Consider the following 26476-nt stretch of genomic DNA (forward strand, 5'->3'; position numbering starts at 1 on the left):
GGATGTCGCTAAGGATGCGAAGTCTCAGCCTTGTCCAATGGCAAACGAGTCTGGGCGGGAAAGCGTGATTCCAACGGCAAAGGAGTCTGAGAGTGGGCTCGGGTCGATCGTTGAGGGATGGTGATCGACATGAATACAACAGAGCTCGCGACGATCGGGCAGGTGCGGGAGTTCCTTGCGGGGGTTTCCGGGGTGGAACTGAGGGTGCTTGAGGCCGACGGGCAGAGGCGCCGGCTCGTGGAGCACGTGCGGGAGTGGTTTCGGTACCTTCGGGCGCTCGCGTGCGGATCCCGGGGTGCTGTCTGAGTATATCCGGCGGGTGTCGGGGTATTCGAGGGCGCACGTGATCCGGCTGATTGCGCAGTTCCGGGAGACGAAAACGCTGGGGCTGCGCGAGCGCGGGACACGCACGCAGTTTGCGCGGCGCTACACGGACGAGGACGTGGCGCTGCTCGCGGAGCTCGACCGCCTGCACGAGACGCTCTCGGGGGCGGCGACGCGTTCGCGGCGCCGTGGAGCGATGGTAGCGTGTGGGATTTCCCCATGCCATGCCAAGAGGGCAGACCACTTCACTGCCAGGCACGTCACGCACTGCTCCTGAACGTGCCGGCACCCGTTCAGTGAGACTGCCAACGTCCCTTCGTGCGACGAACCGTTACTATGAGGATTACTACAGACACTTCGATCCAGCCAAGGCACGCTATCAGAAATGACGAACCGGTTAGCGCTTCTGTGAACGCGGCTTAGCGGAAATTGCGAGTTGCATCACTTTCCGCGAGCAGCGGTCGGCAAAGGTGCGGGGCTTGCTTGTCTTTTGCGCTCAACGCCGGCATACTAGCTAACATTGATTAGCTAACTTCGGGGGGGGTGCAATGCTCACGGTCAACATGCATGACGCGAAATCGAAATTGTCGAGCCTGGTCGAGCGGCTCGAGCTAGGCGAGGAAAGCGAAGTCGTCATCGCGCGCAACGGCACCCCTGTCGCGCGGCTGGTACCGTTTACCGCACCGCGGCGCATCGGCGCTGCTCGGCACCTGCTTGCGGGACTGGACATACCGGCCACCGTTGAAGCGTTCAACGCGGGCGACGAGGCGATCGCCGCGGACTTCGACGCGAGCGCACGGCAAGGGCTGGCGCCGTGAGGGTGCTGCTCGATACGCATATTGCGCTGTGGGCCGCCGAAGGCGCTCCGCAGCTGTCGTCGGAGGCGATTCGCCTGATCGAGGATCCGGCCAATACGCTTCTGGTGAGCGCCGCAGCCATTTGGGAGATCGCGATCAAACATGCAAAGGGCAACCTGCGTGTGCATCCGCGCGATGCTCGCTCGGCGTTTCGGTTGGCTGGCTTCGCCGAGCTGCCGATTGCTGGTGAGCACGCGGAGGCGGTCGCCGCGCTGCCGCTGCACGATGACCACGCGGATCCATTCGATCGCGTCATGATCGCGCAGGCGTTGCATGAAGGTATCGCGCTGTTGAGCGCCGATCCGAAGGTCTGGCGCTATCACCCGACCCTGATGATTCGAGCCTGACGCCGGGGCGAACCGCGCGGAGGGGGCCGGCATGGAGCTGATGCGTCTGTTCTACCCGAACCATCCACCGGCCACGATTTCCGCATTGTTGGGAGACCGGATCGGCGTTCTGCGAAAAACACCCAGGGGTCGAACAAGCGCTGCTCTCATGGCATGAAGAAGCCACCAAGGTCGAATGGACGACGCCGCAGGACATTAAAGCTCGGTATCCGACGGCGAGCTTTGTCGGTAAGAATCGCGTCGTATTCAACATCAAGGGGAACGATTACCGGCTATTCGTGGGGATTGCCTCCGAATCGGTGTCATCCATATCAAATTTGTCGGCATCGGCACGGAGTATTAGAAAATCGACGCCATTGGCAGCAATGGCGGTGGGCGGGTTGCTCACAGGAGAGCAACGCAACGGCCGCAATCGGCCACAAAGCGACGTTCACATGCGCCATCGGTCGGACGTTCACGCGTCGGCTCCGCTCCGTAACCGGCCACCCGATCATCAAATGCGAATGCTCCTTCATCGGCCATACCTGCCGTTCGCGGCACCGTGATATTGGCCCTGCCGCAATGACTGCTTCCGAACAAATCGAACTAGTGCTCTCGACCCCTTCGGCCGCTCGGATGAGATTGGTGAGCGTCCGTTTGCGGGCCGGCATCACCCGATCACCCATAACGTTGAACTGCGGCTCCCCGCCCTTTGGGGGGCCGCCCAAAAGCGCTGCCTAATGAATCGACGTCCTATGGCCCATCGAGGGGTGCTTTACCGCCCCCGCGCGATGCGATGCACATCCGCGTAGCCACATAAGAATTTCCCTGCACCGCAGTGCTGGCTGTTACGAAGCGGTAGGTTTGATGTTCTGGTTTTGACAAAAGAAATTGTGCGGATCGTAACGCGACTTGATCGCCACCAGCCGCTCCCAGTTGGGGCCATAGGCTGCACCGACCCGCTCGGTTTCATCCTGCGTCATGAAATTTACATACACGCTGCCCAGCGCAAAGGCCGCAGTTGATTCGAAGAATGCTCGAGCCCATGCGATGCATCGCTCGTCGTCGCTCGCATCGCGCCAGCGTCCGTGCACGTTCATGACAAATTTTGCGTCGCGGTTCGCGTAGGCAGTGGCATCGGTCGCGATACGCGTGGTCTCGCCAGCGATATGGCCGAAAAATATCTCGCATTCGGGCGACGGCAACTTGCCAATCGCATCGATCAGGTGGTCCAGCAGCCCGTCCGGCAGTTCAGCCAGATTGTGCGATTTCCAGTAATTGCGTGCGCCGGAGGTCAACAGCGGATCGAACGCTTTTTGCCACGCCGCATACGGCATTGGGCCAACATGCTCGCCCAGCGCGGTGCCGAAGTGCCGGATTTCATCGACCGCACGCGGCCCATTTTCGACCTCGCCGGTGTAGCAGATTGCAAAGACGATGACCGGCTTGCCGTGTATCTCCGGTGGCAGGAAAGGCAGAGGCGGCGCGAGCCGCAACACGCTCCAGACAGTCAGTTCCTCCGGCATGGCCCCCGCTGCTGCGTGATATTTCGTCAATGCGGTTTTTGCCTGCTCGAACGGCAGTACCACGAGCCCGCCAAAAACTTCTGGCCCGACCGGATGCAACTCGAACTCGAACATCGTGACGATGCCAAAATTGCCGCCACCGCCGCGAATTGCCCAAAACAGGTCTTCGTGCTCGTCGGCGCTCGCGTGCAGCAACTCCCCGTCAGCGGTAATGACGTCCGCCGAGATAAGATTGTCGACTGACAGTCCGTATTTGCGGCTGAGCCAGCCGAAGCCGCCACCTAGCGTCAAGCCCGACACCCCTGTGGTTGAATTGATGCCAAGCGGTGTCGCCAGGCCGAATGCCTGCGCCTCGTGATCGAAATCAGCTAATGTGTTGCCGGGTTCGACATAGGCGCGGCGTGCGGCGGGATCGATGCGCACCGATTTCATCTGCGACAGATCGATCACCAGACCGTCGTCGCAGATCGCAGTGCCTGCGATGTTGTGGCCGCCGCCACGTACCGCGAGCAGCAGATTGTTATCGCGCGCAAACGCCACTGCGCGACGAATGTCCGCGACTCCGGCACAAAAGACAATTAGCGCGGGGCGGCGGTCGATCATGCCGTTCCAGATACGCCGCGCTTCGTCGAATGCGGGATTGCCAGGCTGCAACACTTGTCCGCGAATTGCACCCGTCAGTTCCTCAACTGCCTTACTCGAGACATTGGCCACGACATCCCTCCGTCTGGGAACGAACCGACTCCAAGCGATGATTAAGTATGAAAAAATACATTTGAAAGCTTTTGCTTCCACGTAGTAAACGAGGTTGTTGTCTGAACACAAATGAACGTAAACCCTGCCTTTGGGAACGATATGGCAATGGCGCCATATGCAATGTTCGTTGCTATTACTTAATCGATCCCGCCGTACGCGCCCGCCATGCCCGGCGCCTAATCAAGCAATCATTGGAATGGGCGCGAAGGCGCATGGACAAGTAGCATTACCTCGCCGATCATAGTCTTGGACGGTACACCAGAGATCTGGCAATGAGCGACGATCTGACGACATGGTTGGTGCAGATTGGCCTCGGTGAGCACGCTGCGAAGTTCGCCTTGCAAGGGATCGACTGGGATGTGCTCGGCGACCTTTCCGAGGGCGACTTGAAGGAGCTCGGCCTGACGCTCGGCGACCGCAAGCGGCTGGCGAAAGGGCTTGCGGCACTGACCGAAAGCTGCACGCGATCGCTCGAACGGGCGAAGGAACGAGGAGACGCACCGGCGCCGCCTGCGTCCGGAACCGTCGAGGCCGAGAGGCGGCAGCTTACCGTGATGTTCATCGATCTGATCGATTCGACAGCGCTCGCGGAACGATTCGATCCCGAGGACATGCGGCGCCTGCTAGGGATTTACCATCAAGTCTGTGCAAGCGCGATCGAAGCTCATGAAGGTCACATCGCGCTTTATATCGGTGACGGACTGCTCGTTTACTTTGGCTACCCGAGTGCGCACGAAGACGATGCCGTGCGCGCGGTACTCTCCGCTCTCGCCACCATTTCGGCGCTTCACGAGGCCAACGATCGCATCGAAGTTGAGCACGGCGTACGCCTGCAGGTGCGTATCGGGATCGAGACGGGACTTGTCGTCGCCGGCGCGATTGGCGCTGGATCTACGCGGGATCACCAGGCGATCGTCGGAGAGGCGGCAAACGTCGCCGCAAGGCTGCAGTCGCTCGCTCCGCCCGACGCGATCGTCGTGGGCCCGGCCACCAAACGCCTGATCGAAGGATCGTTCCTGCTCGAAGACCTCGGTTGGCAAGAACTGAAAGGGGTCTCCGGTCCGGTTCGGGTCCAACGCGTGCTGGCGCAAACGGATGCGGTCGACCGCTTCGAAATCAGGGCGGTCCACGGCGTGACACCGCTCATCGGCCGGGCCGCGGAACTCGACATGGTCCGGCAACGCTGGAAGCAAAGCGTCGACGGCGAAATGCGCTGCGTGCTGTTGATCGGTGAGCCGGGAATCGGAAAATCTCGCGTGTTGCGGGCATTCGGAGATAGCATCAGTGAAGACACCCATGCGGTCGTTTCGCTCCACTGTTCCGCGTACTACCACAACAGCCCTTTTTGGCCGGTACTACGCTGGCTACAGCGCGCCTTTGGCCTCGGTCCCTACGCGCCCGACGCTTCGGATCTGGAACGGCTGGAGGCCGAATTCGCAAGGCTCGGAGTAGATGTCGACGAGACGCTTCTCGTGCTTACGACCTTGCTCGGAATTCCGGCCGGCGCGCGCCATCCGGCAATCGATGCCTCATCGCCTTCCTTCAAACGCCGGACGCTGGACGTGCTCGTCGCCATCATCGAAAAGTCGACGCGCGTTCAGCCGGTGCTCGTGGTCGTCGAGGACGCTCACTGGATCGATCCGTCATCCCTCGAGTTCGTTCGGCTCGTCCTCGAGCGGCTGGTGGCCGCCCCGCTGCTGGTACTGCTCACGGCGCGGCCCGAGTTCGAACCGGGATGGACTTACCCCCATCTCGTACAGGTCAACCTCGATCGGCTCTCGCGCCGCGATTGCATCGCGATGATCGAACGGCTGACCGATGGAAAGCGGCTTCCGCGTCTCATACTCGATCAGATCGTCTCCAAAACGGACGGCGTGCCGCTTTTCGTCGAGGAGCTTACGAAGACCGTCCTTCAGGGCGATTTGTTGCAGGATGCCGGCATCAGCTACGAGTTGAAAGGAGCGCCGCAGACAATTGCGATTCCGGACACGCTGCAGGGCTCGCTGCTATCGCAGCTCGACCGGCTGGAGCCAACCGTCAAGGAAACCGCCCAGATTGCGGCCACAGTGGGGCGGGAGTTCGGCCGGAGGTTGCTTGGCCTGATTGCGTCCAGGTCAGAGAACGAACTGCAGGAAACGCTCGACAGCCTGATTACAGCCGAAATCATCGTTCCTGCTTCGGGTACGCCCGCGGAGGGAGACGCGTATCTGTTTCGGCACGCGCTGATCCAGGAGATCGCGTACCAATCCCTGCTGCTTGCGCGCCGCCGTCAATACCATGCGCTGATCGCCACTGCTCTAGAGGACCATTTTCCGGAAGTCGCGGAGCGGCAACCCGAACTGATCGCCCAGAACTTCACTGCGGCCGACCTGCCGGATCGTGCAATCGGCTACTGGCAGCGTGCCGGAGAACGGGCGCTTTCGGGCGCGGCCTACGAGGAGGCTATCGCTCATACGCAGCGTGGGCTTGAACTGATGAACCGATGTTCTTACAGTGATCAGGATCGGGCCGCCCACCTGGTGCCTCTGCTGCTGACAAGAGGCGGAGCGGAGCTCAGGTTGGGCCGCCGCGAGGCGATAGCGACCTACCGGCAGGCGGCGCACATTGCCCGCGAGCAAGCGCTCCCGTCGTTTCTTGTGCAGGCGGCGTTGGGGTTCGACACTGCCGAGACGTTCCTCGAAGGCTCCGGCAAAGCATCGCTTTCCTTGCTCGAGGAGGCGCTCGCCTTGATCGGCACCGACGAGTCGGTCGAGCGCTGTCGCCTGTTGAGTCGCCTGGTCCGCACCGCTCACATGACCGGTGCACGTGGACAAGCTGACGAACTGGTTTTGGAGGCTGTCGCTCTGGCGAGACGCCTGAACGACTTGCCGAGCCTGTTCGACGCATTGGTGTGCGACATGATGCATATCGGAGCTCGCCCTTTGCCTGCGGACAAGTTTGCGGAGCGTGAAAGCGCGTTGCAGGAGTTGAGGCAGATTGCAGAAGCTCTCGGTGACGCACACACCATAGGTCACGCATGCGCTCGATGTCTCGCCGGTTACCTGGAGATCGGCGACGTGGAGCGCTTCGAGAGCGCGCTGGAAAGGTATCGGCAGATTGCCGCCAGTGGGCAGCACTTCGTCGACAAGTGGTGTGTGACGGGTGCGCAGGCGATGCGGGCCATACTCGTCGGGGACTTCGCCGTGGCGGAGCACAAGGCGCGAGAATCGTTGCAGATGGCGCAGACCGTCGACGCGACACTAGCATCGGGCGTCTATGGCATGCAGATGTTCACGATACGCCGCGAACAAGGTCGGCTCGCCGAAGTAGCGCCGCTCTTCAAGCGGTTCGTCGACGAGCATTCCGAGGACTCTACGTGGCGGCCCGGACTCATGCTGATCTGCAGCGATCTCGGCTTCGAAGCGCAGGCCCGCGACAGTCTCGATCGCCTTGCGGAATCGGAATCCAGCATTCCCGTGGACAGCAAGCGGCTTGTCACGTTGACGTATCTGGCGGAGGTTGCTGCACGGCTCCGGGACGTCGAGCATGCCAACCGGGTTTATGCCCTTCTCCTGCCGTTCCGGGATCAGGTCGTCACCGTTCCTGTTTTCACGCTGTGCTGCGGATCTGCGGCCCGGTATCTCGGCATGCTCGCCAATGCTCTGGGAGATTGGTCCGCCGCCGAAGAGCATTTCGAATACGCGCTGCGCATGGACGAGCGCTTGCGAGCGTGGCCCTGGCTTGCACATGGCCGGCACGAATTCGCGCTCATGCTGTCAGCGCGCAATCGCGTCGAAGACAGAGCACGAGCGCAAGACCTGCTCGCCACGGCGGCTGCAGCAGCCAAAGAACTGAAGATGTTCGCTCTCGTCGAACGCATCGGTGGCGCTCAGGCAAGCACAGGGCTCAGAAATTAGCAGACGACTATCGCGCGGTTCGAAGTGCAACGATGCAGCCGCTACTCAAGGAGAATCCCATGCCACGTTTTATGATTGAACGAAACTTCGCAGAACAGCTCGAGCTCACCGGCGAAAGTGCGGAAGCCGTGAAGCAGATCAACGACGAGGAGGGTGTCGAGTGGCTCTTTTCGTTTCTCAGCGCGGACAAGAAGAAGACTTATTGTCTGTATGAGGCGCCCAACGCCGAAGCCATCCGCGCCGCCGCACGCCGGGCGAACCTGCCGGCCGATGTGATCATCGAGGTGAGCGACTTACGGCCGGAAATGTTCAACTAGAGTACTGAGCAGAAGCTGCCGCTGAAGTGTCGCACGAACCGGTGACCGAAAAAGGTCGCGTGGAGGTGTTCGACTTTCTCCATTGCGGCCGTTCGCGACAACGTATCGCCACGCCCACACGAACGGCCGCTATGGCCGAAGTGCGGCAGCGGCCTGTGCGAAGACGGATGTCCGAAGCACTCCGGAAGCCGCCATTTATGTCCCGCCGGCCCGAAGGGCCGATGTGGGTCGCGTGCTGCCGACCACCGTCGTCGAGGAGCAAAGCGCGAAATATGCACTTTGCATCGGACAGCATCCGGCCAGGAGGAGACGCTCATCCGTGCGTCCGATAGCGGACAGTCGCTGCGTCCATGTTGCACTCGAGCAGTGCGCCTTCGTCAACTCCGCACTTATCGTCGACGAAAGAGGGTTCAACTAAGCTCAAGCGCGCTGGGTGTTAGGGGGTGGGGCTCAATCGGGCGTGTCCTAGGGCACCAATCACCGGACTTGCCGCTCAAAAATTGGCTCGATCGATCGTTAACCAACTGGGGGCCGCGCTTTCGCCTCCGCACCCTGGTGGTTTCGCGTGGTGACTGGTGTGGCATGCCCGTTCCCGCCAAGCCTACGGGCCAACGCGCGCCGTTCCAGGTCAGGTCTGCGCGAATAGAGGGACGCTCACGCATCAAGAACCGTGGAGACGCGCCAATGTCGGAGAAGACTGGCGACAGCCCTCCCTCTCCCCCCGCCCCGCCAAAGGACACCGAATCGTCAGTTCCTCTCAGGGACGTTGGCGCGACGCGCCTGTCCTGGCGCCGCACGACGCGTTGGGCCAAACGGATTGTCGCGGCCACGACCACGCTCTCGACGCTGGCATTCGTCGGCTGGATTGTCGGCCTAACAGTGGCAGCGACGCTCCGTGGACATAGCCTGGACCTGCAAGCCATCACGGTGCCCAAAACCCTGGCCGACGACGGTTTCAGTACCGTGGTTATCACTCAACGTCTTCGCGACGCGATCAATGCTGTTCACGAACGCACATATCCCAGGGTAGCGAAGACGGGCCTTGGCACTTCGCCAAGACTCGCTGGACATCACGATCCCGAAGGCGGGGGTCTCGGTCGATAGCGTGGCCGCCTCGCTTCGTGGCATGTTGCCGGACAGTTGGCAGCATGAGGTGTCCGGCGAGTTTACGCAATCGGGAACCGTGCTTGCGATGCGGCTGCGCGTGAACGGACGGATCGTGTTTTCTGACACGGCGACCGGACCAAACGCGGTCAACGAACTAATCGACAAAGGCGCTTTCAAGCTACTCGAGGCGACAGAACCCTTTGTTGCCGCAGTCGCTTTGTTCAATGGCGGCGATCTCCCGCGCGCCGAGGCCGCTGCCGATCGGATCATCGCTACCTTTCCACCCGGGGACGAGAACATCGCGATGGCTCACACTCTCAAGGGGGTTATCGCTGAGCAGCGCTATGAGGAATATGCGCAAGCCCCCAATCAACGGGACGAACATGCCAACCTGGCGGACGCCATCGCCGAATACCGCGAGGCGATCCGGCTCGACCGGAAATATCCGGAGGCGCATTTCGGACTCGGCAACGTCTGGCACAAACTGGGCAAGGATGCCTCCGCTGTTGCCGAATACCGCGAGGCGATCCGGCTCGACCGGAAATATCCGGAGGCGCATAACGGCCTCGGCAACGTCTGGGACAAACTGGGCAAGGAAGAAGCCGCCGCCGCTGAATACCGGGCGGCGATCCGGCTAGACCCGCAGGATGCCCTGCCGCATACCAACCTTGGCCGCGTCTGGAAAAAACAGGGCAAGGAAGACGACGCAATGGCCGAATTTCGCGAAGCGATCCAGCTCGCTCCGAAGGATGCCGATCCGCATGACAGTCTCGGCGACGTCTTTGACGACCAGGGCAAGGAAGACGAAGCATTGGCCGAATACCGCGAGGCGATTCGGCTCGACCCGAAACTTGCCGCGCCGCACTCCGGCCTCGGCAACATCTGGGACAAACAGGGCAAGGAAGGCGCCGCCGTTGCCGAATACCGAGAGGCGATCCGGCTCGACTCGAAGCTTGCCGCGCCGCACTCCGGCCTCGGCACCGTCTGGTACAACGTGGGCAAGGAAGAGGCCGCCGTTGCCGAATACCGAGAGGCGATCCGACTCGACTCGACGTTCGCAAGGGCACACTACAACCTCGGCGTTGTCTGGGACAAACACGGCAAGGAAAATACCGCCGTCGCCGAATACCGAGAGGCGATCCGGTTCGACCCGAAGCTTGCACAACCGCATAACGGCCTCGGCAACGTCTGGGACAATCTGGGCAAAGGAGACGCCGCTGCCGCTGAATACCGCGAGGCGATCCGGCTCGACCCGAAGTATGCTCATCCGCACAACAACTTCGGCAACCTCTATAACAACCAGGGCAACGTGGACGACGCGATAGCCGAGTACCGCGCGGCAATCCGGCTCGATCCGAATTTTGCCAGACCGCACAACGGCCTTGGCACCGCCTGGGACAAACTGGGCAAGGAAGATGCCGCCGCCGCTGAATACCGCTATGCGATCCGGCTCGACCTGCAGGATGCCGAGCCGCATAACAACCTCGGCAACCTCTGGGACAAACTGGGCAAGGAAGACGCCGCCGCCGCTGAATACCGCGATGCGATCCGGCTCGACCCGACGCTTGCAGCGCCGCATAACGGCCTCGGCAACGTCTTCGACAAACAGGGGAAGGAAGACGACGCCATTGCTGAATACCACGCGGCGATCCGGCTCGACCCTCAGGATGCCCTGCCGCACAGAAACCTCGGCAAAGTCTTTGATGAACAGGGGAAGGAAGACAACGCCATTGCTGAGTACCACGCGGCGATCCGGCTCGACCCGAAGGATGCCGTGCCGCACATCGGCCTCGGCAACGTCTTTGACAAACAGGGGAAGGAAGACGACGCCATTTCTGAATACCACGCGGCGATTCGGCTCGACCACAAGGATGCCCGGCCGCACAATAACCTCGGCAACGTCCTGGACACCCTGGGCAAGGAAGACGCCGCCGCTGCTGAATATCGTGAGGCGATCCGGCTCGACCCGAAGTATGCCAATCCGCATAATGGCCTCGGTAACGTATGGGACACCCTGGGCAAGGAAGACGCCGCCATTGCTGAATACCGCGCGGCGATCCGGCTTGACCCGCAGAATGCCAATCCGCATACCAACCTCGGCCGCGTCTGGAAAAAACAGGGCAAGGAAGACGCTGCGATTGCTGAATACGACGCAGCGATCCGGCTTGACCCGAAGCTAGCCCCTCTGCACTACAACATCGGCCCCAAATTGATCTACCGCGCGCCGCCCTAAAGTAGATGCCCTGCGCACACGCCCACGCGCGTGAACGTTCAGGACATCCTGGGCGACGCCGTCGATACGCACGGCAACGCGCGAATGTCCGCTATCGAAGCCGTCAAGGGGCTGCTTCGGGTCGCTATGTAAACCTCTGCATAGAGCAGAGATTTTTTTGATTACCGATCGCGGACTGGCCCCGACCGGCCTGTTCACGCCTCAGTAGCCGCGATCGCCAACCAAAAAAATCTCTGCTCTATGCCGCATTCATGGCAATGCCGATCAGGATCAGATTGGATCATGATGATGCTGGTAAATAGCCAGCAGGGCGTCATTCCCAGTCGGCGTGGATCGGCATAGTTTCGATGGCTAAAGACCCGCGAAATGCCGCGAGCTCACTGTCAGGCTGATTTGGTTTTGACTACCTGTCACGCGGTTTCGACATTAGCGAGAATGTTCTCCCCCGCTGCGACTCTCGTAAAAATGAGTCTGACATCCATTAGACTATGCCGATCATTTTTTCGGGATTGCCCTTGAATTTGCGGATTGCCCGTCCAAATCAAACGTAGTTAACGAAGCGGCATAGTTGCCGAACTTGGTCCGGCGGATGGTCAGCATCCCGTCCTTGAGATCAAGGTCGCCGTTGCGCAGCGACAGCGCCTCGCCGATCCGCAGCCCCGCGGCGGCGATCAGTCCAAACAGCGTTTCGTAGACGGCGCCGCGTAGCCCCGGCGATGGCCCGAGTCGCCGCGCGCGAGCAAGTAGGTCGACGATCTCTTCCTCGCTGAAGATGTGTGGCGCTTGCCGCTCGGGCAACCGTCCGAAGATCGAATCATCGGGCACCTCAGTGCGCGGCTCGAACTGCTGCAGCCAGCGCAGGAACGTGCGCAGCCTCTTCAGCCGTCGCGCCCAGGTCCGCGAGTCATTGCTCTCGTGGCGGTCGCTTCGGGCCCAGGCGGCCATGAGTTCCACCGTCAAGGCGCCGCGATGGCCGGCAGCGTGGACATGGCGTGCGAAGCTGCGTAGGACGTAGCCATCATCGGAGAACCCCAGTTGGCGACGCGTCGACCAGAAACTGTTCGACGCGTGCTTGCACAGAAGTCGGCGCGCTCATGCTGCACTCCCTGGCCATGGCAGCGCGACCTCGACCAACTTGCGGCTATCGAGCTTGGCGTAGATCAGGGTCGTGTTCAGCGAGCGGTGACGCAGGACGTCGGCTACTTCCTTCAGCGAGGAGCCGCCGGCTAGCAAGCGGTTGGCCATCGTGTGGCGCAGCAGATGCGAGCGCGTATAGGGAAGGCCGGCGCGCGCAAAGGCTTGGCGGATGGTCTTGCGGACGAGGTCGGCACCGGCGGCCTGGTCGCGGGGCGCGACATGGCGGACGAAGACGGCTCGATTGGAAGTCCTGGGACGCTCCTGCTCGAGGTAGGCGGCGATGGCTTCGCCGGTCGCGACGGGTAGCGGCAGCACGTCCTCCCGGCGCCCCTTGGTGTGGCGCAAGATGAGCGTACCGGCTTGCCAGTCGATATCGTCCAGGCTGAGACGGGCGATCTCGCCGCTGCGCAGTCCGAGATCGAGCGCACAGCGCACGATGGCGTCGGCTCGTCGCATCGAGCGGCCCCGTTGGCCGAGCGATCCGATCAACCGCTCGACCTCTTCCGCCGTCAGCGACTTGGGCAACGAGGACAGCGACCAGTTAGCAGGATAGGACACCGCGCCAATCAGTCCGGGGACCAGATTGCCGAGCGAGGCGCGGTAGCGGAAATAACCGCGCAGCGATGCCACGACCGGCCCAGCATTCGCCGGTTTGCTATAGAGCTTCGCTTGCCCGGCGAAGAAGCGCCGAACGTGCTCGGGATTGATCGCGGCGATGTCGACGGCGCCCTCGCCGAAATGAGCCGTCAGCAACCGCCCGACGATGCGCAGGGCCATGCTGCGCGTCTTCGGCGCCAGGCCTCGCACGTGCGCCATATACTCGCCGTAGCGGCGCAGTTCCTCGTCTACCGGTGTTGCGCTGTCCGCGATCACCGCGATGACGCCCTGAGCGCGCAGGACCACGAGCAGGTGTCCCAGCGCCGCGCTATGGTCACCTCGATCGTGGCGGATCGCGCCAGCGCACTCGCATTGCGGGAGATGCTTGTCGAGGAACTCGGCGATCAACCCCTCGTCGATCCGTTGCCGCCTGCGGTGCCCGAAGCGCGCCCATCGGGCGAAATGCGTGATGCAGCGCAGGTAGGTAGCGACCGTCTTTGCAGCGTACCGGCGTTGGCTCAGGTACTGCTTGAACGCATCAACGTATGGCCCGATCGGCCCGTCGGAAAAACGGTCCATGTCAGTGCGGTGGGAGCGGCGAACGATGCCCATGGTGATCTCCAGAAGTGGAACCACCACTGCATCCATAGATGAGAACTATGTCCAGATCCTTACTCGCCCGCCTTGCTAGAGCTTTGCCATGCTTGGGTCGGCGTCGTCAGCGACCGGCCATCTGCGCATAGTTGCGACCTGCGCATAGGGGTCGGCTTCGGACGCCTGCATCGGGTCGGAAAGAAGCGTTCGAACTTCCTGGCAGCGGTCGTTCAGCTCGCCTGAAACGGCTAACTGCAATTCACCAAATGCCTATACTGAATTGCGCTTCTGCCGATTCTGCTTAGTCGTCCATTTACCGGCGTATCTCAAGGCGTGAGCTCCTTGTGGTGACGACACGGGCGCGCTTTCCGAGACGGCACGAGTGCCCGGCGCCGTAATGCAGCGCTGTCCCGACAACGAAACAACGCAGGCGGTCTTCAGTGCGTTTCCACAGTCTCCGGCTAGAGGATGCCATCATGAACGAGGCAAAGACCAGGTCAGGCGCCATGGAGGGCCGCGGCGCGTACAACCGTCACGCGGGGTTACAGGCTGCAGGCGGGGCGCTCGCGTTGGACGCCTTGAAGCAGGCGGCTGAAAGCGTCGTGCTGGAGAGGTCGGACCAGCCGATCGTCATTGCTGAATACGGAGCGTCGCAGGGCAGAAATTCGCAACTTCCGATGCGCGTTGCGATTGCTGGGTTGCGTGCCAGGGTTGGCCCGGATCGCCCCGTTCTTGTCTATCACGAAGATCTGCCCATCAACGATTTCGGCTCGCTTTTCGAGGTGCTGGAGTCGGACCCGGACCGATATGTCCGCGACGACCCGCACGTGTAACCCTGTGCGATCGGCCGGTCGTTTTACGAGAGCGTGCTTCCGCCGGCCTACGTGCATCTCGGATGGAGCGCGTACGCCGCGATGTGGTTAAGCCGCCTCCCTACGCCGGTCGCCGACCATATCTACGTGCCCTGCATGAAGGGCGCCGCGAGCGCTGCGTTTCGCGAACAGGGAAAAAAAGACTGGCAGAAGTTCCTGTCGTTGCGCGCCGCCGAGTTGCGGCCAGGCGGGCGTCTCGTCGTTGTGCTCCCAGGAGCGGACGACGATGGGCGCACGGGATTTGAACCGCTCATGAACGACGCGGACGATGTGTTGACACAGATGGCAGACGAGGGTGCCATCACAAAAGACGAACGGGAGCACATGGTGCTGGCGACGTTCGGTCGCCCGTTGCGCGAACTGCTCACCGCATTCGCGACAGACGGCCGGTTTTGCGCGCTATACGTCGAGCATTGCGAGCGGCGTCCCTTGCCCGACGCCGTGTGGGACGATTTTCTGCAAGACGGGGACGGCGGGCGGATGGTGAGCCGATATGCTGCGTTTTACCGCTCCACGTTTGTGCCGTCGTTGTTCCTCGCGCTAGCGCAACCGGACGAAGCGCAAAGGAAAGCTGAACTGAGCGACCGGTTCGAGCACCTGCTGAAGGAACGGCTTGAAGCTCGCATGGAGCCAATCCGTTCGCAGGTCCAGATGCTCGTCTTCGCGCGCGATCACCACCCGAAGGTTTGCTCGTAACGCCGGATTCCCCAGCGTACGCGATGGTCCGGCGCCTTCTGACTCGTCGGCCTGCGTTCGCACAGAGCTTGCGTCAATACGGTCCTCGCCGCACTGCGGCCGCTTGGGATCGTGCGCAAAGACGGTTGCGCATGACGCGTCTGACTCAACACGGCCAACTACGGTCAGTGGCTCACACCTCGACTCGGACGGCCGAGCGTCACCTGCTTGCTTCAAAGCCGCCATAGAGATGGAGCTTGGCATAACGCCGGACTGGGGCGGGTAGTGCCCTTGCTGTGAGCACAGACTGGGTCTCCCTTCGGGTGACACGGAACCCGTCCGGCGCGCGGGCGGCTACCGGCTACCAGTGCAGTTGATCCTCTTCGCGCTGGCAAGCGCGCAGCTTGTCCAGTTGCTTGCTGGTCAAAACAGCTTTGATCCGGTTGTGAGCGTCGACGGACGAATTGATCATCTGTTGCCGCAGCGCGCCGAGCGCCTTGTACGCATCATCGATGGCGGCGGTATCGCGCTTAGGTGCTTGGTAGAGATCGCGCAGCCTAGCCTGCTGGTCCATGATGTTGCCCATGAGCGCCCAATGTGTCTTGCGCGTTTCATCCTGGATATGGTTGACCTTGACGCGCTGATCGTCGCTCAGGCCGAGGCCCCCTGCCCGGTCGGCGGGGCCGTAACCGTAGCCGCCCATCATGCCGGGGCCGCCACCATAACCGCTCATCATGCCGGACCCGCCACCGTCGTAACCGTAGCCACCCATCATGCCGAGCCCCATGCCGTATTCCCACGGACCGCAATCGACCCTGCCCGCGTTATCGTTATCCGCCGGGGCCGCGAATGCCAGCGTGCTGGCCCCGGCGAGCACCGCAGCCAGCGCCAGGGCGACCCATCCCCTCACGGTTTTTTCGACAGGCATGACAACCTCCTTTACGTATGGGATCGATGTCGCTCGCGCAAATGCAAGAGCAAAGTTCAAACGGTCAATCTAGGGACTCTCACGGGATTTCCATTGACCCAAGTCAATGACCGATGAACTGCCGGAGAACGAGCATCTGATGCTCGTTCTCCGGCCATTTCCGCCGGTCGCACCTTGGTTCGCACCTCAATTGAATAGGTGCTTCACGGAACCGTTGGCCGACTGGCGCTATCGCCCAACTACGGCCAGTGGCTCACACCTCGACTCGGACGTCGCCTGCGTCCTCCAGAGCCGCCATAGAGATGGAGCTAGGTCCAACGCCCGGATCGGGTCGCTTGCTGCCCCCTGGTCTTGTCCAGTTCCCCCGTCAGTCGGGCCAGTCTCAGCGATTCGGTAATTGCAGTTTCACGGCGTGGTCACGGTCCTCACGAATTCTGTCTCACTGCAGCCGCGGCCCGTACCTCGGCGCCGACCAATTCGTCGATCACAGTTGACATGACCAGAAATACGACCTAAATTTAGGTCTAATGTCCCTGGAGCCCATTATGGAAAGCATCCTCGCCGATCAAAGCGTCAGCATCTCGGAGCTGAAGGCCAACCCGAGCGCCGTGATCGAGCAGGCGGAGGGTCAGCCCGTCGCGCTGCTCAACCACAACAAGCCCGTGGCCTACATCGTGCCGGCCGCTCGCTGGGAGAAGTTGCTGGACCTGCTCGACGACATCCAGCTGGCAAGGATCATCAAGGAGCGGGAGAACGAGCCCTCGGTAAAGGTGGACATCGATGCCCTATGACCTGCTCTTCAAGGAGAGTGCGGCCAAGGAATGGAAGAAGCTCGACGGCGATACAAAACAGCAGTTCGCCAAGAAGCTGAAGGAACGGCTTGAGAACCCGCGCGTCCAGCACGACGCGCTTCACGGCATGAAAGACTGCTACAAGATCAAGCTCCGCACGAAGGGCTATCGGCTCGTCTACAAGGTTGAAGATGAAATCGTCACCGTCCGAGTGATTGCCGTTGGCAGGCGCGACGGCGGTGAAGTCTATGACGAGGCAGAGAAACGCCAATGAGACTCGACCTTTTGCAGAACCTGCACCAGCCGGGCGAGCTCGACGAGACGGACATGAGTGAGGCCGCGGCAATCCTGGCCATGTCGCCGATCGAAAAGATCGAAGGGCTCGAAGATCTGTAAGGCAGGGAGATGGGTGACAGCCGCTGGGCCAACGCCGTCATCGACCGGATGCGCGAATGCGGCTTCACCGTTAATTACAAGCCCGCAAAGCGCAAGATGTGCAGGGAAACCGAATTCGTGACAACGGAGCTTGCCGCGCCGAACAGCGCCTATTGCATCATCAGCTGTTGCTGACAGTCAAAAGAACGATCCATTGTCCGCCATCAAATTCTCCTCTTCCTGTTGACGTCCAGTCAGGTCCTCTTGTTCGGAAGGTAGAAAGCAACCGTATCGCCATCGCTGGGCCGAAGGGCCGAAACGGCTCGGCGACGGCCGACGGTATCGGACAGCAGTCGGCCACAAACCGCCGTTCACATGCGTCGTCGGTCGGACGTTCAAGCGTCGGTTCCATGCCGTGAACGGCCATCCAATCGTAAAGGGCGAACGCTCGTTCACAGGCTAAAGCCGTCAAAGTCGGGGGATTTTTTGAGCAGGTTGTGTCGCAGCATACGCTTGCCCCGCCGAACCGCCTATCCTTTGCAGACGTATCGGACCTTGGTCCGATAGAACGAACACGTCCAGTGCGCTAATTTAGAAGTGGCGCCGTGCTTCAATCGAAATAAGTCCCGAATGGCCACCGGGGGAGTTCGTAATGAAACGTCATCCTCTCTTAACTGCACGGGCCGTTTCTCTTGCAACGCGGCACCGCTATCCCGTGTGGGCGGTATCAGCTGAGCATCGGGGCGAGGTTACGCGGCGGGCGTTGCCCACGCGACGCGCCCTGGTGGCCGTGGCTTCCGCGATGCTGCTCGGCGGCTGTGGCGGCGGTAATAACAATGCAACTACAACATCCGCACAACCGGTTTCGGTGCCGTTGCAGGCCGCTATTGCCAATCAGGTCGATAACGGCGACACCGCGAGCTTCTCCGTCTCTGGCACGATAGACAGCGTTCCTGTCACCGGATCGGGGACGCTGACGGACTCCGCACCGGTTGTGGCTACGTTTAATGATGCTGCTGTCCTTGAAACCATGGAAACCATCACCGACATCGTGCTGGAAAACGGTACGCCCATTACGGTTACAGAGACAAAAGAGATCTTCACCAATCCCGAGACGTCTGCTGAAGTCGGTCAGATCAATGATGACGGGTCGGTCGATGTCATCACTCAAATCGATCCCATTCCAATCTCTGCACCGGTGGGGAGTTCCGGTGTGCTTGGCGAAGGCATAGAGTACTCAAACTCGAGCGAACAGACGATGGTTGGCACTGTCGAGGAAACCTATACCGTGGAATCGGGTGCAGCAAGCTCTGGAGGGTCCAGTATGGGGAGCTCTGGAGGGTCCAACACCGGGAGCTCAGTGGGATTCAGCACTGCGAACTGTGATGTGGTGGACGTTGTGAAGGAAGTTAAGGACAAAAACAAGAACCAGATCAGGAAGTCGGACAAGAAAACCTGCGTCGACGATAAAGGAAACTCCAGGTTCGTGTCGGGGGAAGAGCACGAGCGCAACAACGGGCACGACGACGATTTCGACGAAAACGAACAATAGGCTGCGAATACAGCAGGGACAAACGATCCGCTAAGATGAATGGCCTTCCTGTCACCGGTTGCCCTTCAGGTTAAAGGACTGCTTCGGATCGGCTTCGGCCAACCGCATCGGGCAGTAGTCGGCCAAAGCTGCTGACGTTCGGTGTAGCACTCAGGCGGCCATTCAAGCGGCCGCTCCGCCCCTGTACGGACCTTCGTGCGCGGACCATGTCGATCGCGTCGTCGGCCGGCACGGCCGTTCGCGTTGGTTTCGATTGCGGGTTTCGGTAGCTTGCCGGCAACGTAAAAGCGAGCTGGGCCCATCGCACGATCAATATACCGCTGGCATGCCCGGTGGACGATGCTTGAAGCGTCGATGCACCCAGTAATACTGGGCTGGGAATTTCAGTATCTGGGTCTCGAGAAACGCATTCATGCGACACGCATCATTCGTGTCGCTTCCCGATGGAAAATCGCTGAGCGGCGCAAAGACGGTCAACCGATACCCTTTGAAATCCGGCAGTACTTCCGTGACGAACGGTACAACGCGCGCGCGCCCCATTCTCGCAAGTCGCGAAACAGAAGTCAGAGTGCACGCAGGGACGCCGAAAAAAGGCACAAAAAACAGAGTTTTCGATGCCATGGTCCATGTCCGCAGCAAGCATGACCGGTTTGCCCTCGTGAAGGACTCTCACGATCTTTCTGGCGCTTGTCGAACGTTCGATCATCTCAGCGCCGAATCGGCCGCGCTGCCGTTTGGCGAGGTCGCAAAGACGCGTGTTCGACATGTGCGTGTACAAGGAAGCGGCCGGCATTTTCAGCGAGTAGAGTATGCACCCGATCTCGACTCCTACGAAATGAAACCCCATAAAAATGGTAGGCGGAGCATTCCTGTCTTCGAGATCAATGGCGCTTTCGATCTGGACGAGATTTCTTATCCTTTGCGCGCTACCGAACCATTGAACGCCTCGTTCGAGATAGCTGCGGATGACATGCCGGAAGTGTTCCCTCGCAAGCTCATCGTACTCACGTACCGACTTTTCCGGAAAGCAGAGGCGCAGGTTGACAAGGACGATATGTTTGCGGCGGCTGGGAAGCGTATACAGGGCCGCGCCGAGCGCGCTGCCAAGCCTCGCAACCAATGGGTACGGCAGTATTGAGAGCGCGCGAAGTAAACCTACGACGAGCAAATGACCGAGTTGATCCAAGACCGGCTCCTGTGTGGCGGTCGGCTGTGCCACGTGGAGAACTTCTGCCAACACCCACTTTGCGACGACTTCGTATTCTTGCCGTACTCGGCAAACTTGACTTCGTTTTCGAAATGGACAACGACCGATCAATACTGCCACTTTTACCGTAAATGGAACAGGTTACTTAACAAGGCGACGAACGTCAACGCACGGGAAGAGTGAGACTTATCAACACGTGACGCAAGCACCGGTTAGCGGACCCGCGGCGCGGACGACCGTTCGCCCCTCAAAGCCGCCAGTAGGCTGGGGCGACGCCGACGGCCGGAGCGGGTCGCGTGCTGCCGTCCGCGGAGCATCCGAGGATCACGCCGAGTATGTGAATCGCATGAGGCAGTGACCGGCCACCTACGGACGCTGGGCCATACTTTGTCATGGACGTTCGAGCGTCCGCTCCGCCCAGACGACGGACCTTTGTGCACCGATCACGTCTATCGCGTTGGAGGAAGTGTGGCTCCGAGCGCGTGACGCCCTCGGGCTAGTTTTGCTTAAAGGCAGTTGTAAAGAATTGCACGAGGTCGCCACGCGCCTGCTTGCGCGCCTCGGGATCGGGCTGCACTTGAATTACCCCGCCTTTTCGCCGATTCGCACCCGGGTCGTTGAATTCGCGACGACCGTCAAACACATCGAATTCGTGCGTCGCGCCCGGGAAGGCTCGCAGTGAGACGTGTGCGGCATCGGCCGGCGCGAGATTATGCAAGAGCGCCTGGCAAGCGGCTGCGCCACCATCGTAGTCGTCCGCCGTGCCGACGAAGATCCGGATCGGCGCGTCAACGAGGTCGCCGAAGTCGGCGCCCGGCACATGGTTATAAAGCCAGCATACGGGGTAGAACGCCACTGCTGCTTTCAGGTGTATATCCTTGCCGAGAAGTGCATCGCTGTGGCGGTGCGTCATCATGAGCAGCGACTCGATGCCGCCCATCGAACTGCCCATGATGCCGATGCGCGAGGCATCGATTGCCGGTCGTCCTTCAAGCAGGCGATACGCACCGACGATGTCGGGCAGATTGTCGCCAAGCGCCTTGGGACGACTGGACGCCCCTCCCGGAAGACCCCGGCCGCCCCATTGATCGATTTCGAGCGTGGCGATACCGGCGCGATTGAGCGCGGCGGCGTAGTAGACGCCACGGTAACTGAGACCGGAGGTGCCGTGCATGAGGATCACAGCAGGAAGCTTGCCGGACACGTTGGCTGGCACCTGCAGTCGCGCGCCGATCATGATCGGCTTGCCGTTCCAGTCGACCGGGTAGGCCAGATAGTTGATTCGCAGCGGCGGCGTATCTTCCCAGGCGTGCCCGGTTGAAAGATGACCGAGCAGGACAATCGCTGCAAACAGCGTGCGCAAAAGCGTTCTCATGTCGGCCCTCCAGGGATGTTTCGCCCGTGTTGGTTCACGACCGCCCCCTCCTCATAATAGAACGTCCGATAGGGCTGGAGTTCGATTAAGGCAGGAACCGTGGACGGACGCGTGACGCCGGCAGTGAAGGTCGCTCGGGATGAACAGTGTTCGTGTCCAGCGAACGGCATGTAGGCAAGCAGACCGGCGGGCGGTCGACGGCGCGGGGATGACAGTTGTGTGATCGAAAGCTGCCGCTCATCTGACGCGGGATCCAACGGCAAAAGTGGGGCGTTTGCGGAAGTTCGCCATGAGTCGTCCGAACCGGGACCGTTCGGCACGCCGTCGGTGCGGCCAACGAAGCACTGGCTCACATCAAGGGCGGCGTCGCTTGAGCAACGTCGGCGGCTGCACCTGAACCAACCAAGGCGCTTCGGCGCCTTTTCTTTTGCGCGCCCTACCCTACTCATGCCGAAACACGGCGGCGATGGCGAATCACGCGTCGAGCCGCACCACCCAGCTGTACGACCGGCGGCACGACGAGATTAGCCTGGACGGGGTAGAGAGGATCCGTCAGTAAGACGTCTGTTGCAAAATAGCGGTTATCGTTCGCCACCCTCCACGCGCGTGGCGCTCGGGCCGTTTTTTTCTGCAAAGAAAAGCCATGGCGCGCCTGTTTCGTATTGAGACACGCTCAGACACCACCACTCAAAGGGTTCGCGGCACCCAGATCCGTACGAAACCGGGTCGTTTTCGTACGGATGTAGCGCACAAAACTAAAAATTAGGGGATTATTGAAAAGTGTTGCACCTGGTGCTACATTATTGGCTCTCCCCATACCCCTATAGCACATGCAGGCTCCGGCTCTCAGCGCGTCTTCAAAACCCAATGGTTTGCCAAGGCGGCCAAAGCGGCTGCAATCACCGACGAGGAGCTTTGCGAGGCGGCTGAGGAGCTGATGAATGGTCAGGGCGACAATCTGGGCGGGAACGTCTGGAAGAAGCGCCTCGACAAAAACAGGCACCGAGGCATCGTGGCGAACAAGGTGGGGAAGTGTTGGATTTTCGTGTTCATTTTTGCAAAAAAGGACCCGCGAAAACATTGAGAAAGACGAGCTGAAGGCGTTCAAGAAGCTCGCCAAGGTTTACGGGAATTTGAAGCCGACCGAGATTGATCGACTGGCGGAAGACGGGGAACTACTGGAGATTTGCCATGGCTGCTAAACGATTCAAGAGTGACGCCTTCGAAGCGATCCATAGCGCTGCGTCCGGTCTTCACCGTTCGAAACTGATCGACAAGACGACGATGCGTGAATATGACGAACTCTGCCTCGAGGAGCCCCCGCACTTTGAGGCCAAGGACGTCGTGCTCATTCGCAAAGCAGCCAAGGTCAGCCAGCCGGTCTTCGCGCTCTATCTGAACACGAGCACGTCAACGGTTCAGAAGTGGGAGACCGGTCAGAAGCAGCCCAGCGGCATGGCTGCCAGGCTCCTGCAGGTGATCAAAAAGCACGGCCTGGAGGTGCTTGCCTGATCGCGCAGCGCGCTATTCAGAGCCGCAAACATCTAGAGGGCGCTTCGGCGCCCTTTGTCATTTCTGGACAGCAGTAAAGGATCGAGGCGCGGCCGACTATGGGGTTTGAGGTGCAGGGGAACAGTTACGCAAAAAAACGGTAACCGTTCCTATGGGGAGTCCAGCGTTATGGAAAGCAGGAATTGGTTGCGGCCGAAGCGGCCTACCTCGCCGGCCGCAACCACTATCCATAATAAGACGCCTCGCAACGACACGATCAGCTTGTTGGGAGCGGAGAACCGCCCGCGCTTGAGTGACAGTGGCGGCACAGCTTCAATTGCCTCGATCCGTTCTCCTTCGGGGTACGCCCTGCAGGACGGCAGCATTATGTGAATAAAATCAGAGCGTTTCGTTGCAGGGATTGGCCTTGGGACAGGCCAGCGCCGGCGCACCAAATCAGCATACTTTCCATAACGCTGGACTTCCCATAGGAACGGAAAACCGGGCTAAGCACTTGTCATGAATCACTGCATGCTGGATCACGCAGCCAAGATGAGTACACGTCAATTGGCTAGACGGAAACCATGCGGTCAATAACGTCGAGATCCGATGTTAATTGGCCAGGGCTTATTTGGCTATGTATCTTGGCTGCCGGGTTCAGCAGGAAAGCATCGTCGCAAACCGGCCATGAAGCGACGTTCATCTAGACCGTCACATGGACATTCGTGCGACTGCTCCGCTTTCTGAGCGGCCGTTCGATCACAACGACGCGTGTCGCGTCGATGAACCTAGCTTGGATAAAATCCACTCGCTCGGGCGGCGCCACCACCGACACGCTCCCAGCGCCGCACCGCAATGCGTGGTTCATAGATGTTTGAGCACACCGCTCGCCAGCTTTGTCACCAGCGGCGTGGAATTCGATGAAAACGGACGGTTTGAAATTCAGTGAGTTTCACACCGTAGGTTTTTGACGACTTTCAGATCGCCAATGACACCAGCTTGCGCAGTTCGTCGAACTGCGTAACGAGTTCGAGGCACAGAATGAAGGCCAGCATCGCTGAAAGCCCCGGGCAGCGTTCGATCCATCGCAGCGCCGGAGTCGCGTAGCGCACGCGGATCGCATCTCGCGTCACGACATAGGCAATTCCGATTCCCACGGCGGCGCCCACCAGCAAATCGGTTGGGTAGTGAAAGCCCAGATAGGCGCGCGGAACGCAAATGAACAGCACGGTATAGGCAATCGCCAGCCCACCGATGCCCCGCCACACGAGGAAGATGCCGGTGGCGACCGCCATCCATAGCATCGCGTGATCGCTTGGGAAGGAACTCCAACTTGTCAGCAGTGCGTCCTTGATAGCGCTACCTGCAAAGTGCAGATGCAGTTCAGCGCTATAGATGGGGCGCACTCTGAACGGCAACCAGTGAGTCAGCAGTCTTCCGACGAAGATCGCCACGACGCCACTGAGAAGCGTCGCGAGAACCATTTCTCGCCGCCATTCGCGGCGTTCGTCCTGCTGAAACCACATCCACCACAGCACGGGAATGAGTACGAGGCCTTTGAAGGTGTAAAGGTCGGCGATGGCTTCTATGGATTGGGTCGCGAAATGACCGAAGTGTATGTTGGACAGATATGTTTCGATAGACGAATCGAAGTTGTTCATTATTTTGTAAGAAACTTAGTAGTCGCATCGAGGGTTAGCATAGTCCGTTGGATGCGCATCGGAAATGCCGACCCGCTGTCCTTCGTGACCCAATCGAGCTTCGGCCGAGAATCCGCCAACGACCTCATCCCGCGAATGTCCGCTGCACTCCGAGACGCGCCGCACAGTTCGCAGGATGATGACTGTCTGCACCGGGTCGAACATCGCCCGTCGACGGCGGTAGTGTGAAGCTGAGACTGCGGCAGTCTCGCTGCCGCACGCGATGCCGGCTAACATGATGCCTGGCATTGGGACTCGATGCATATCCGGACTGGATCATCCGATCGACATTGGGGCGGGGCCGTGACCATCCGCAAGCTGAGGATGCGCGCACTCGCGTTCTGCGTAGCGGGCGCGTTACTGGGCAGCGGGGCCGCATTGGCAGACGAGGTCAAGGTGATGATTTCGGGCTGGTTTGCGTCGGCCTATCGCGAACTGGGCCCGCAATTCGAGGAGGCGACCGGCCGTAAGCTAATCACCGTCTGGGGGCCCGCGGTGGGTACGGCTACGAATGCGATCCCTGTGCGGCTTGCGCGTGGCGAGTGGGCCGACGTGCTGATCGTGGTTGGGTATGCGCTCGACGAACAGATCAATGCCGGCAAGGTCTTGCCTGACAGTAAGGTGGACTTCGCACGCTCGGCAATCGGCATGGTGGTTCGCGAGGGGACGCCGAAGCCCGATATCAGCTCGGCCGACGCATTGCGGCGAGCGCTGCTCGCAGCGAAGTCGATCGTCTATCCGGACAGCCCGAGTGACGTCTATGTCGGCAGCGAACTGTTTCGGCGTCTTGGCATCGCGGGGCCGATGGAGAGCAAGATCCGCATGATTCCGGACGCGCAGGTCGCCGATGCCGTCGCGAATGGAGAAGCTGAGATCGGAATTCAGCAGGTCGTCGAACTGTTGCCGGTGAAGGGGGTGACGGTGGTCGGCAGTTTGCCCGCAGAAGTGCAGAGGTACACGGTGTTCTCCGGGGGCGTCGCCACCAATGCGAAAAATCCGGCCGGCGCAGAGGCGCTGATCCATTTTCTGTCGTCGCCGGACGCGGCGCCCGCGATTTCGAGGACCGGGCTCGAACCGCTTTCGGCGACGCCTGCGAAATGAGCGAAAACGCGTGTCCTATGCGCCGTTCGACCTGAGTGGCCGGCGACTTTCCGGGAACGGCCAATCAGCGACATTCGAAACGCCGCTTCCGGACGACCTGTCCCGCGTTCGCTGGCAGGTACCTGCCCAGCTGTAACCAGTATCACCGAATGCGGGACAGGCTGCCTATATCGCAAGATTGTCGGTCACGAACCGCGTCTCATCCGTGCTCGCGCCGGACAGCCAATTCACGTCAAGCCACCTTCTAAAGCCCGACGCCATACAAGGGTTGCAGGTTCCTACTTGCCGCCGATGCCGACCTTGCCGCGCCCGACCTTTCGATGCGGCGCACAGGGGCGCAGCCTCTTCCTGGAGCTAGCCGTCAACGTGACGTGCTCCGTAGGGTAGCGGGTCGTCCTGTGCAGCGCGGCCTGATAGGCGGAATGGCCCGGATCGATGCGCTTGATAGCTGACATGACTGACACCTCCTCAGAGGATTCTAGTCCGAAACGGCACGGCGGTTATGCCGCCTTCCTGAACATGCTGTAGTCGAAGTCCGCGACCCGGCGCTCGGCAAACCCGGGCGTGCGCTTGACGATTGCCATGCGCTCGTTCCGGTGGGTGCCCATAGGTAACTATTCGAGCGCGCGGCGCACACGCGCGGGATTCTAGCCTTCAATCCAATCGGGACTCGTGCGCCCCCCTTCCGGGGCTCAGGATTACCCACAACTTTCCAGAAAGAGCGCTTGTAAACGGGCTC

23 protein-coding genes and 3 pseudogenes are annotated in these 26476 nt (G+C 60.6%); 18 read left to right on the forward strand and 8 right to left on the reverse strand.

Annotation, left to right across the window (positions count from 1 at the left end; genetic code table 11):
• The first annotated feature begins 295 nt into the window (after positions 1-295).
• The 4 genes from B0G77_RS02815 to B0G77_RS45500 all read left to right on the forward strand — a co-directional run bounded on the left by B0G77_RS02815 (position 296) and on the right by B0G77_RS45500 (position 2073).
• On the forward strand, positions 296-601 hold the full coding sequence (locus B0G77_RS02815; protein WP_133660750.1) for a hypothetical protein: 306 nt from the start codon (positions 296-298) through the stop codon (positions 599-601).
• 271 nt (positions 602-872) lie between these two features.
• Positions 873-1142 (forward strand): type II toxin-antitoxin system prevent-host-death family antitoxin, encoded by a 270-nt coding sequence (locus B0G77_RS02820; RefSeq protein ID WP_007742261.1) that lies wholly within the window; start codon positions 873-875, stop codon positions 1140-1142.
• Positions 1139-1528 carry a type II toxin-antitoxin system VapC family toxin gene (locus tag B0G77_RS02825; protein ID WP_133660751.1) on the forward strand — a complete coding sequence of 130 codons (390 nt, stop codon included), beginning with the start codon at positions 1139-1141 and terminating at the stop codon, positions 1526-1528. The genes B0G77_RS02820 and B0G77_RS02825 overlap by 4 nt, the downstream gene beginning before the upstream one ends.
• Positions 1529-1668: 140 nt before the next feature.
• Complete coding sequence (locus B0G77_RS45500; protein ID WP_347814174.1) at positions 1669-2073, forward strand: type II toxin-antitoxin system HigB family toxin; 405 nt, start codon at positions 1669-1671, stop codon at positions 2071-2073.
• A 282-nt stretch (positions 2074-2355) separates the two neighbouring features.
• Here B0G77_RS45500 and B0G77_RS02835 read toward each other — a convergent pair whose 3' ends face one another.
• On the reverse strand, positions 2356-3747 hold the full coding sequence (locus B0G77_RS02835; protein ID WP_133660752.1) for an FAD-binding oxidoreductase: 1392 nt from the start codon (positions 3745-3747) through the stop codon (positions 2356-2358).
• 314 nt (positions 3748-4061) lie between these two features.
• Here B0G77_RS02835 and B0G77_RS02840 point away from each other — a divergent pair, with 314 nt between their 5' ends.
• From B0G77_RS02840 to B0G77_RS02850, 3 genes are all read left to right on the forward strand, one after another.
• The gene (locus tag B0G77_RS02840) at positions 4062-7685 is read left to right on the forward strand and encodes an adenylate/guanylate cyclase domain-containing protein (RefSeq protein WP_133660753.1); all 3624 of its coding nucleotides are present in this window, start codon (positions 4062-4064) and stop codon (positions 7683-7685) included.
• Positions 7686-7717: 32 nt separating this feature from the next.
• Positions 7718-8002 (forward strand): DUF4242 domain-containing protein, encoded by a 285-nt coding sequence (locus tag B0G77_RS02845; protein WP_243750912.1) that lies wholly within the window; start codon positions 7718-7720, stop codon positions 8000-8002.
• A 1042-nt stretch (positions 8003-9044) separates the two neighbouring features.
• The gene (locus tag B0G77_RS02850) at positions 9045-11342 is read left to right on the forward strand and encodes a tetratricopeptide repeat protein (RefSeq protein ID WP_133660754.1); all 2298 of its coding nucleotides are present in this window, start codon (positions 9045-9047) and stop codon (positions 11340-11342) included.
• 495 nt (positions 11343-11837) lie between these two features.
• Here the strand turns inward: B0G77_RS02850 and B0G77_RS02855 are convergent, their stop codons facing one another.
• Together B0G77_RS02855 and B0G77_RS02860 are read right to left on the reverse strand one after the other, a co-directional pair.
• The gene (locus tag B0G77_RS02855) at positions 11838-12287 is read right to left on the reverse strand and encodes a hypothetical protein (RefSeq protein ID WP_243750913.1); all 450 of its coding nucleotides are present in this window, start codon (positions 12285-12287) and stop codon (positions 11838-11840) included.
• A gap of 147 nt (positions 12288-12434) precedes the next feature.
• Positions 12435-13688 (reverse strand): site-specific integrase, encoded by a 1254-nt coding sequence (locus tag B0G77_RS02860; RefSeq protein WP_133660755.1) that lies wholly within the window; start codon positions 13686-13688, stop codon positions 12435-12437.
• A gap of 458 nt (positions 13689-14146) precedes the next feature.
• Between B0G77_RS02860 and B0G77_RS44075 the strand changes: the two genes are divergently transcribed.
• Together B0G77_RS44075 and B0G77_RS44080 are read left to right on the forward strand one after the other, a co-directional pair.
• Positions 14147-14503, forward strand: a complete 357-nt coding sequence (locus B0G77_RS44075; RefSeq protein WP_243750914.1) for a hypothetical protein — start codon at positions 14147-14149, stop codon at positions 14501-14503.
• Between the two features lie 9 nt (positions 14504-14512).
• Complete coding sequence (locus tag B0G77_RS44080; RefSeq protein ID WP_279571342.1) at positions 14513-15238, forward strand: hypothetical protein; 726 nt, start codon at positions 14513-14515, stop codon at positions 15236-15238.
• A 340-nt stretch (positions 15239-15578) separates the two neighbouring features.
• On the opposite strand, the gene B0G77_RS02870 is transcribed toward B0G77_RS44080, so the two are convergent.
• Complete coding sequence (locus B0G77_RS02870) at positions 15579-16145, reverse strand: periplasmic heavy metal sensor (RefSeq protein WP_133660756.1); 567 nt, start codon at positions 16143-16145, stop codon at positions 15579-15581.
• Positions 16146-16690: 545 nt separating this feature from the next.
• Here B0G77_RS02870 and B0G77_RS02875 point away from each other — a divergent pair.
• The 5 genes from B0G77_RS02875 to B0G77_RS02885 all read left to right on the forward strand — a co-directional run bounded on the left by B0G77_RS02875 (position 16691) and on the right by B0G77_RS02885 (position 18863).
• Complete coding sequence (locus B0G77_RS02875) at positions 16691-16936, forward strand: type II toxin-antitoxin system prevent-host-death family antitoxin (RefSeq protein ID WP_133660757.1); 246 nt, start codon at positions 16691-16693, stop codon at positions 16934-16936.
• Positions 16926-17210, forward strand: a complete 285-nt coding sequence (locus B0G77_RS02880; protein WP_133660758.1) for a type II toxin-antitoxin system RelE/ParE family toxin — start codon at positions 16926-16928, stop codon at positions 17208-17210. Before B0G77_RS02875 ends, B0G77_RS02880 begins: the two co-directional genes overlap by 11 nt.
• Positions 17207-17332: a hypothetical protein gene (locus B0G77_RS45215; protein ID WP_279571266.1), complete on the forward strand. Its 126-nt coding sequence runs from the start codon at positions 17207-17209 to the stop codon at positions 17330-17332. Before B0G77_RS02880 ends, B0G77_RS45215 begins: the two co-directional genes overlap by 4 nt.
• Positions 17333-17341: 9 nt before the next feature.
• Positions 17342-17506, forward strand: coding sequence for a hypothetical protein (locus B0G77_RS43050; RefSeq protein ID WP_166656109.1), 165 nt, complete (start codon positions 17342-17344; stop codon positions 17504-17506).
• Between the two features lie 457 nt (positions 17507-17963).
• Positions 17964-18863: a hypothetical protein gene (locus tag B0G77_RS02885; protein ID WP_133660759.1), complete on the forward strand. Its 900-nt coding sequence runs from the start codon at positions 17964-17966 to the stop codon at positions 18861-18863.
• Positions 18864-19172: 309 nt separating this feature from the next.
• Here B0G77_RS02885 and B0G77_RS02890 read toward each other — a convergent pair.
• Positions 19173-20049 (reverse strand): annotated as a pseudogene (locus tag B0G77_RS02890) (lipid A biosynthesis lauroyl acyltransferase).
• Between the two features lie 517 nt (positions 20050-20566).
• The gene (locus B0G77_RS02895) at positions 20567-21445 is read right to left on the reverse strand and encodes a dienelactone hydrolase family protein (protein ID WP_133660760.1); all 879 of its coding nucleotides are present in this window, start codon (positions 21443-21445) and stop codon (positions 20567-20569) included.
• Positions 21446-21905: 460 nt separating this feature from the next.
• Between B0G77_RS02895 and B0G77_RS45505 the strand changes: the two are divergent.
• From B0G77_RS45505 to B0G77_RS02910, 3 genes and pseudogenes are all read left to right on the forward strand, one after another.
• A pseudogene (locus tag B0G77_RS45505) lies at positions 21906-22004 on the forward strand (integrase); the annotation flags it as partial.
• A gap of 264 nt (positions 22005-22268) precedes the next feature.
• Positions 22269-22647 (forward strand): annotated as a pseudogene (locus tag B0G77_RS02905) (type II toxin-antitoxin system RelE/ParE family toxin).
• The gene (locus B0G77_RS02910) at positions 22637-22957 is read left to right on the forward strand and encodes a DNA-binding transcriptional regulator (RefSeq protein WP_133660761.1); all 321 of its coding nucleotides are present in this window, start codon (positions 22637-22639) and stop codon (positions 22955-22957) included. The pseudogene B0G77_RS02905 and the gene B0G77_RS02910 overlap by 11 nt, the downstream one beginning before the upstream one ends.
• Before the next feature lie 956 nt (positions 22958-23913).
• Here B0G77_RS02910 and B0G77_RS02915 read toward each other — a convergent pair.
• Positions 23914-24597: a phosphatase PAP2 family protein gene (locus B0G77_RS02915; protein ID WP_133660762.1), complete on the reverse strand. Its 684-nt coding sequence runs from the start codon at positions 24595-24597 to the stop codon at positions 23914-23916.
• A gap of 342 nt (positions 24598-24939) precedes the next feature.
• Between B0G77_RS02915 and B0G77_RS02925 the strand changes: the two genes are divergently transcribed.
• The gene (locus tag B0G77_RS02925) at positions 24940-25737 is read left to right on the forward strand and encodes a substrate-binding domain-containing protein (RefSeq protein WP_243750916.1); all 798 of its coding nucleotides are present in this window, start codon (positions 24940-24942) and stop codon (positions 25735-25737) included.
• 278 nt (positions 25738-26015) lie between these two features.
• Here the strand turns inward: B0G77_RS02925 and B0G77_RS43055 are convergent, their stop codons facing one another.
• Positions 26016-26192 carry a hypothetical protein gene (locus B0G77_RS43055; RefSeq protein ID WP_166656110.1) on the reverse strand — a complete coding sequence of 59 codons (177 nt, stop codon included), beginning with the start codon at positions 26190-26192 and terminating at the stop codon, positions 26016-26018.
• Positions 26193-26476 lie beyond the last annotated feature (284 nt).

The organism is Paraburkholderia sp. BL10I2N1 (assembly GCF_004361815.1).
In the GTDB taxonomy this organism is placed as follows: Bacteria; Pseudomonadota; Gammaproteobacteria; order Burkholderiales; family Burkholderiaceae; genus Paraburkholderia.

What these genes read in the sequence shown, in the direction of transcription:
- B0G77_RS02820 (WP_007742261.1), top strand. Translation starts at nt 873, where the DNA reads ATGCTCACGGTCAACATGCATGACGCGAAATCGAAATTGTCGAGCCTG.
- B0G77_RS02840 (WP_133660753.1), top strand. Translation starts at nt 4,062, where the DNA reads ATGAGCGACGATCTGACGACATGGTTGGTGCAGATTGGCCTCGGTGAG.
- B0G77_RS02845 (WP_243750912.1), top strand. Translation starts at nt 7,718, where the DNA reads ATGCAGCCGCTACTCAAGGAGAATCCCATGCCACGTTTTATGATTGAA.
- B0G77_RS02855 (WP_243750913.1), bottom strand. Translation starts at nt 12,287, where the DNA reads ATGGCCGCCTGGGCCCGAAGCGACCGCCACGAGAGCAATGACTCGCGG.
- B0G77_RS02860 (WP_133660755.1), bottom strand. Translation starts at nt 13,688, where the DNA reads ATGGGCATCGTTCGCCGCTCCCACCGCACTGACATGGACCGTTTTTCC.
- B0G77_RS44075 (WP_243750914.1), top strand. Translation starts at nt 14,147, where the DNA reads ATGAACGAGGCAAAGACCAGGTCAGGCGCCATGGAGGGCCGCGGCGCG.
- B0G77_RS02870 (WP_133660756.1), bottom strand. Translation starts at nt 16,145, where the DNA reads ATGCCTGTCGAAAAAACCGTGAGGGGATGGGTCGCCCTGGCGCTGGCT.
- B0G77_RS02875 (WP_133660757.1), top strand. Translation starts at nt 16,691, where the DNA reads ATGGAAAGCATCCTCGCCGATCAAAGCGTCAGCATCTCGGAGCTGAAG.
- B0G77_RS02880 (WP_133660758.1), top strand. Translation starts at nt 16,926, where the DNA reads ATGCCCTATGACCTGCTCTTCAAGGAGAGTGCGGCCAAGGAATGGAAG.
- B0G77_RS45215 (WP_279571266.1), top strand. Translation starts at nt 17,207, where the DNA reads ATGAGACTCGACCTTTTGCAGAACCTGCACCAGCCGGGCGAGCTCGAC.
- B0G77_RS43050 (WP_166656109.1), top strand. Translation starts at nt 17,342, where the DNA reads ATGGGTGACAGCCGCTGGGCCAACGCCGTCATCGACCGGATGCGCGAA.
- B0G77_RS02885 (WP_133660759.1), top strand. Translation starts at nt 17,964, where the DNA reads ATGAAACGTCATCCTCTCTTAACTGCACGGGCCGTTTCTCTTGCAACG.
- B0G77_RS02895 (WP_133660760.1), bottom strand. Translation starts at nt 21,445, where the DNA reads ATGAGAACGCTTTTGCGCACGCTGTTTGCAGCGATTGTCCTGCTCGGT.
- B0G77_RS02910 (WP_133660761.1), top strand. Translation starts at nt 22,637, where the DNA reads ATGGCTGCTAAACGATTCAAGAGTGACGCCTTCGAAGCGATCCATAGC.
- B0G77_RS02915 (WP_133660762.1), bottom strand. Translation starts at nt 24,597, where the DNA reads ATGAACAACTTCGATTCGTCTATCGAAACATATCTGTCCAACATACAC.
- B0G77_RS43055 (WP_166656110.1), bottom strand. Translation starts at nt 26,192, where the DNA reads ATGTCAGCTATCAAGCGCATCGATCCGGGCCATTCCGCCTATCAGGCC.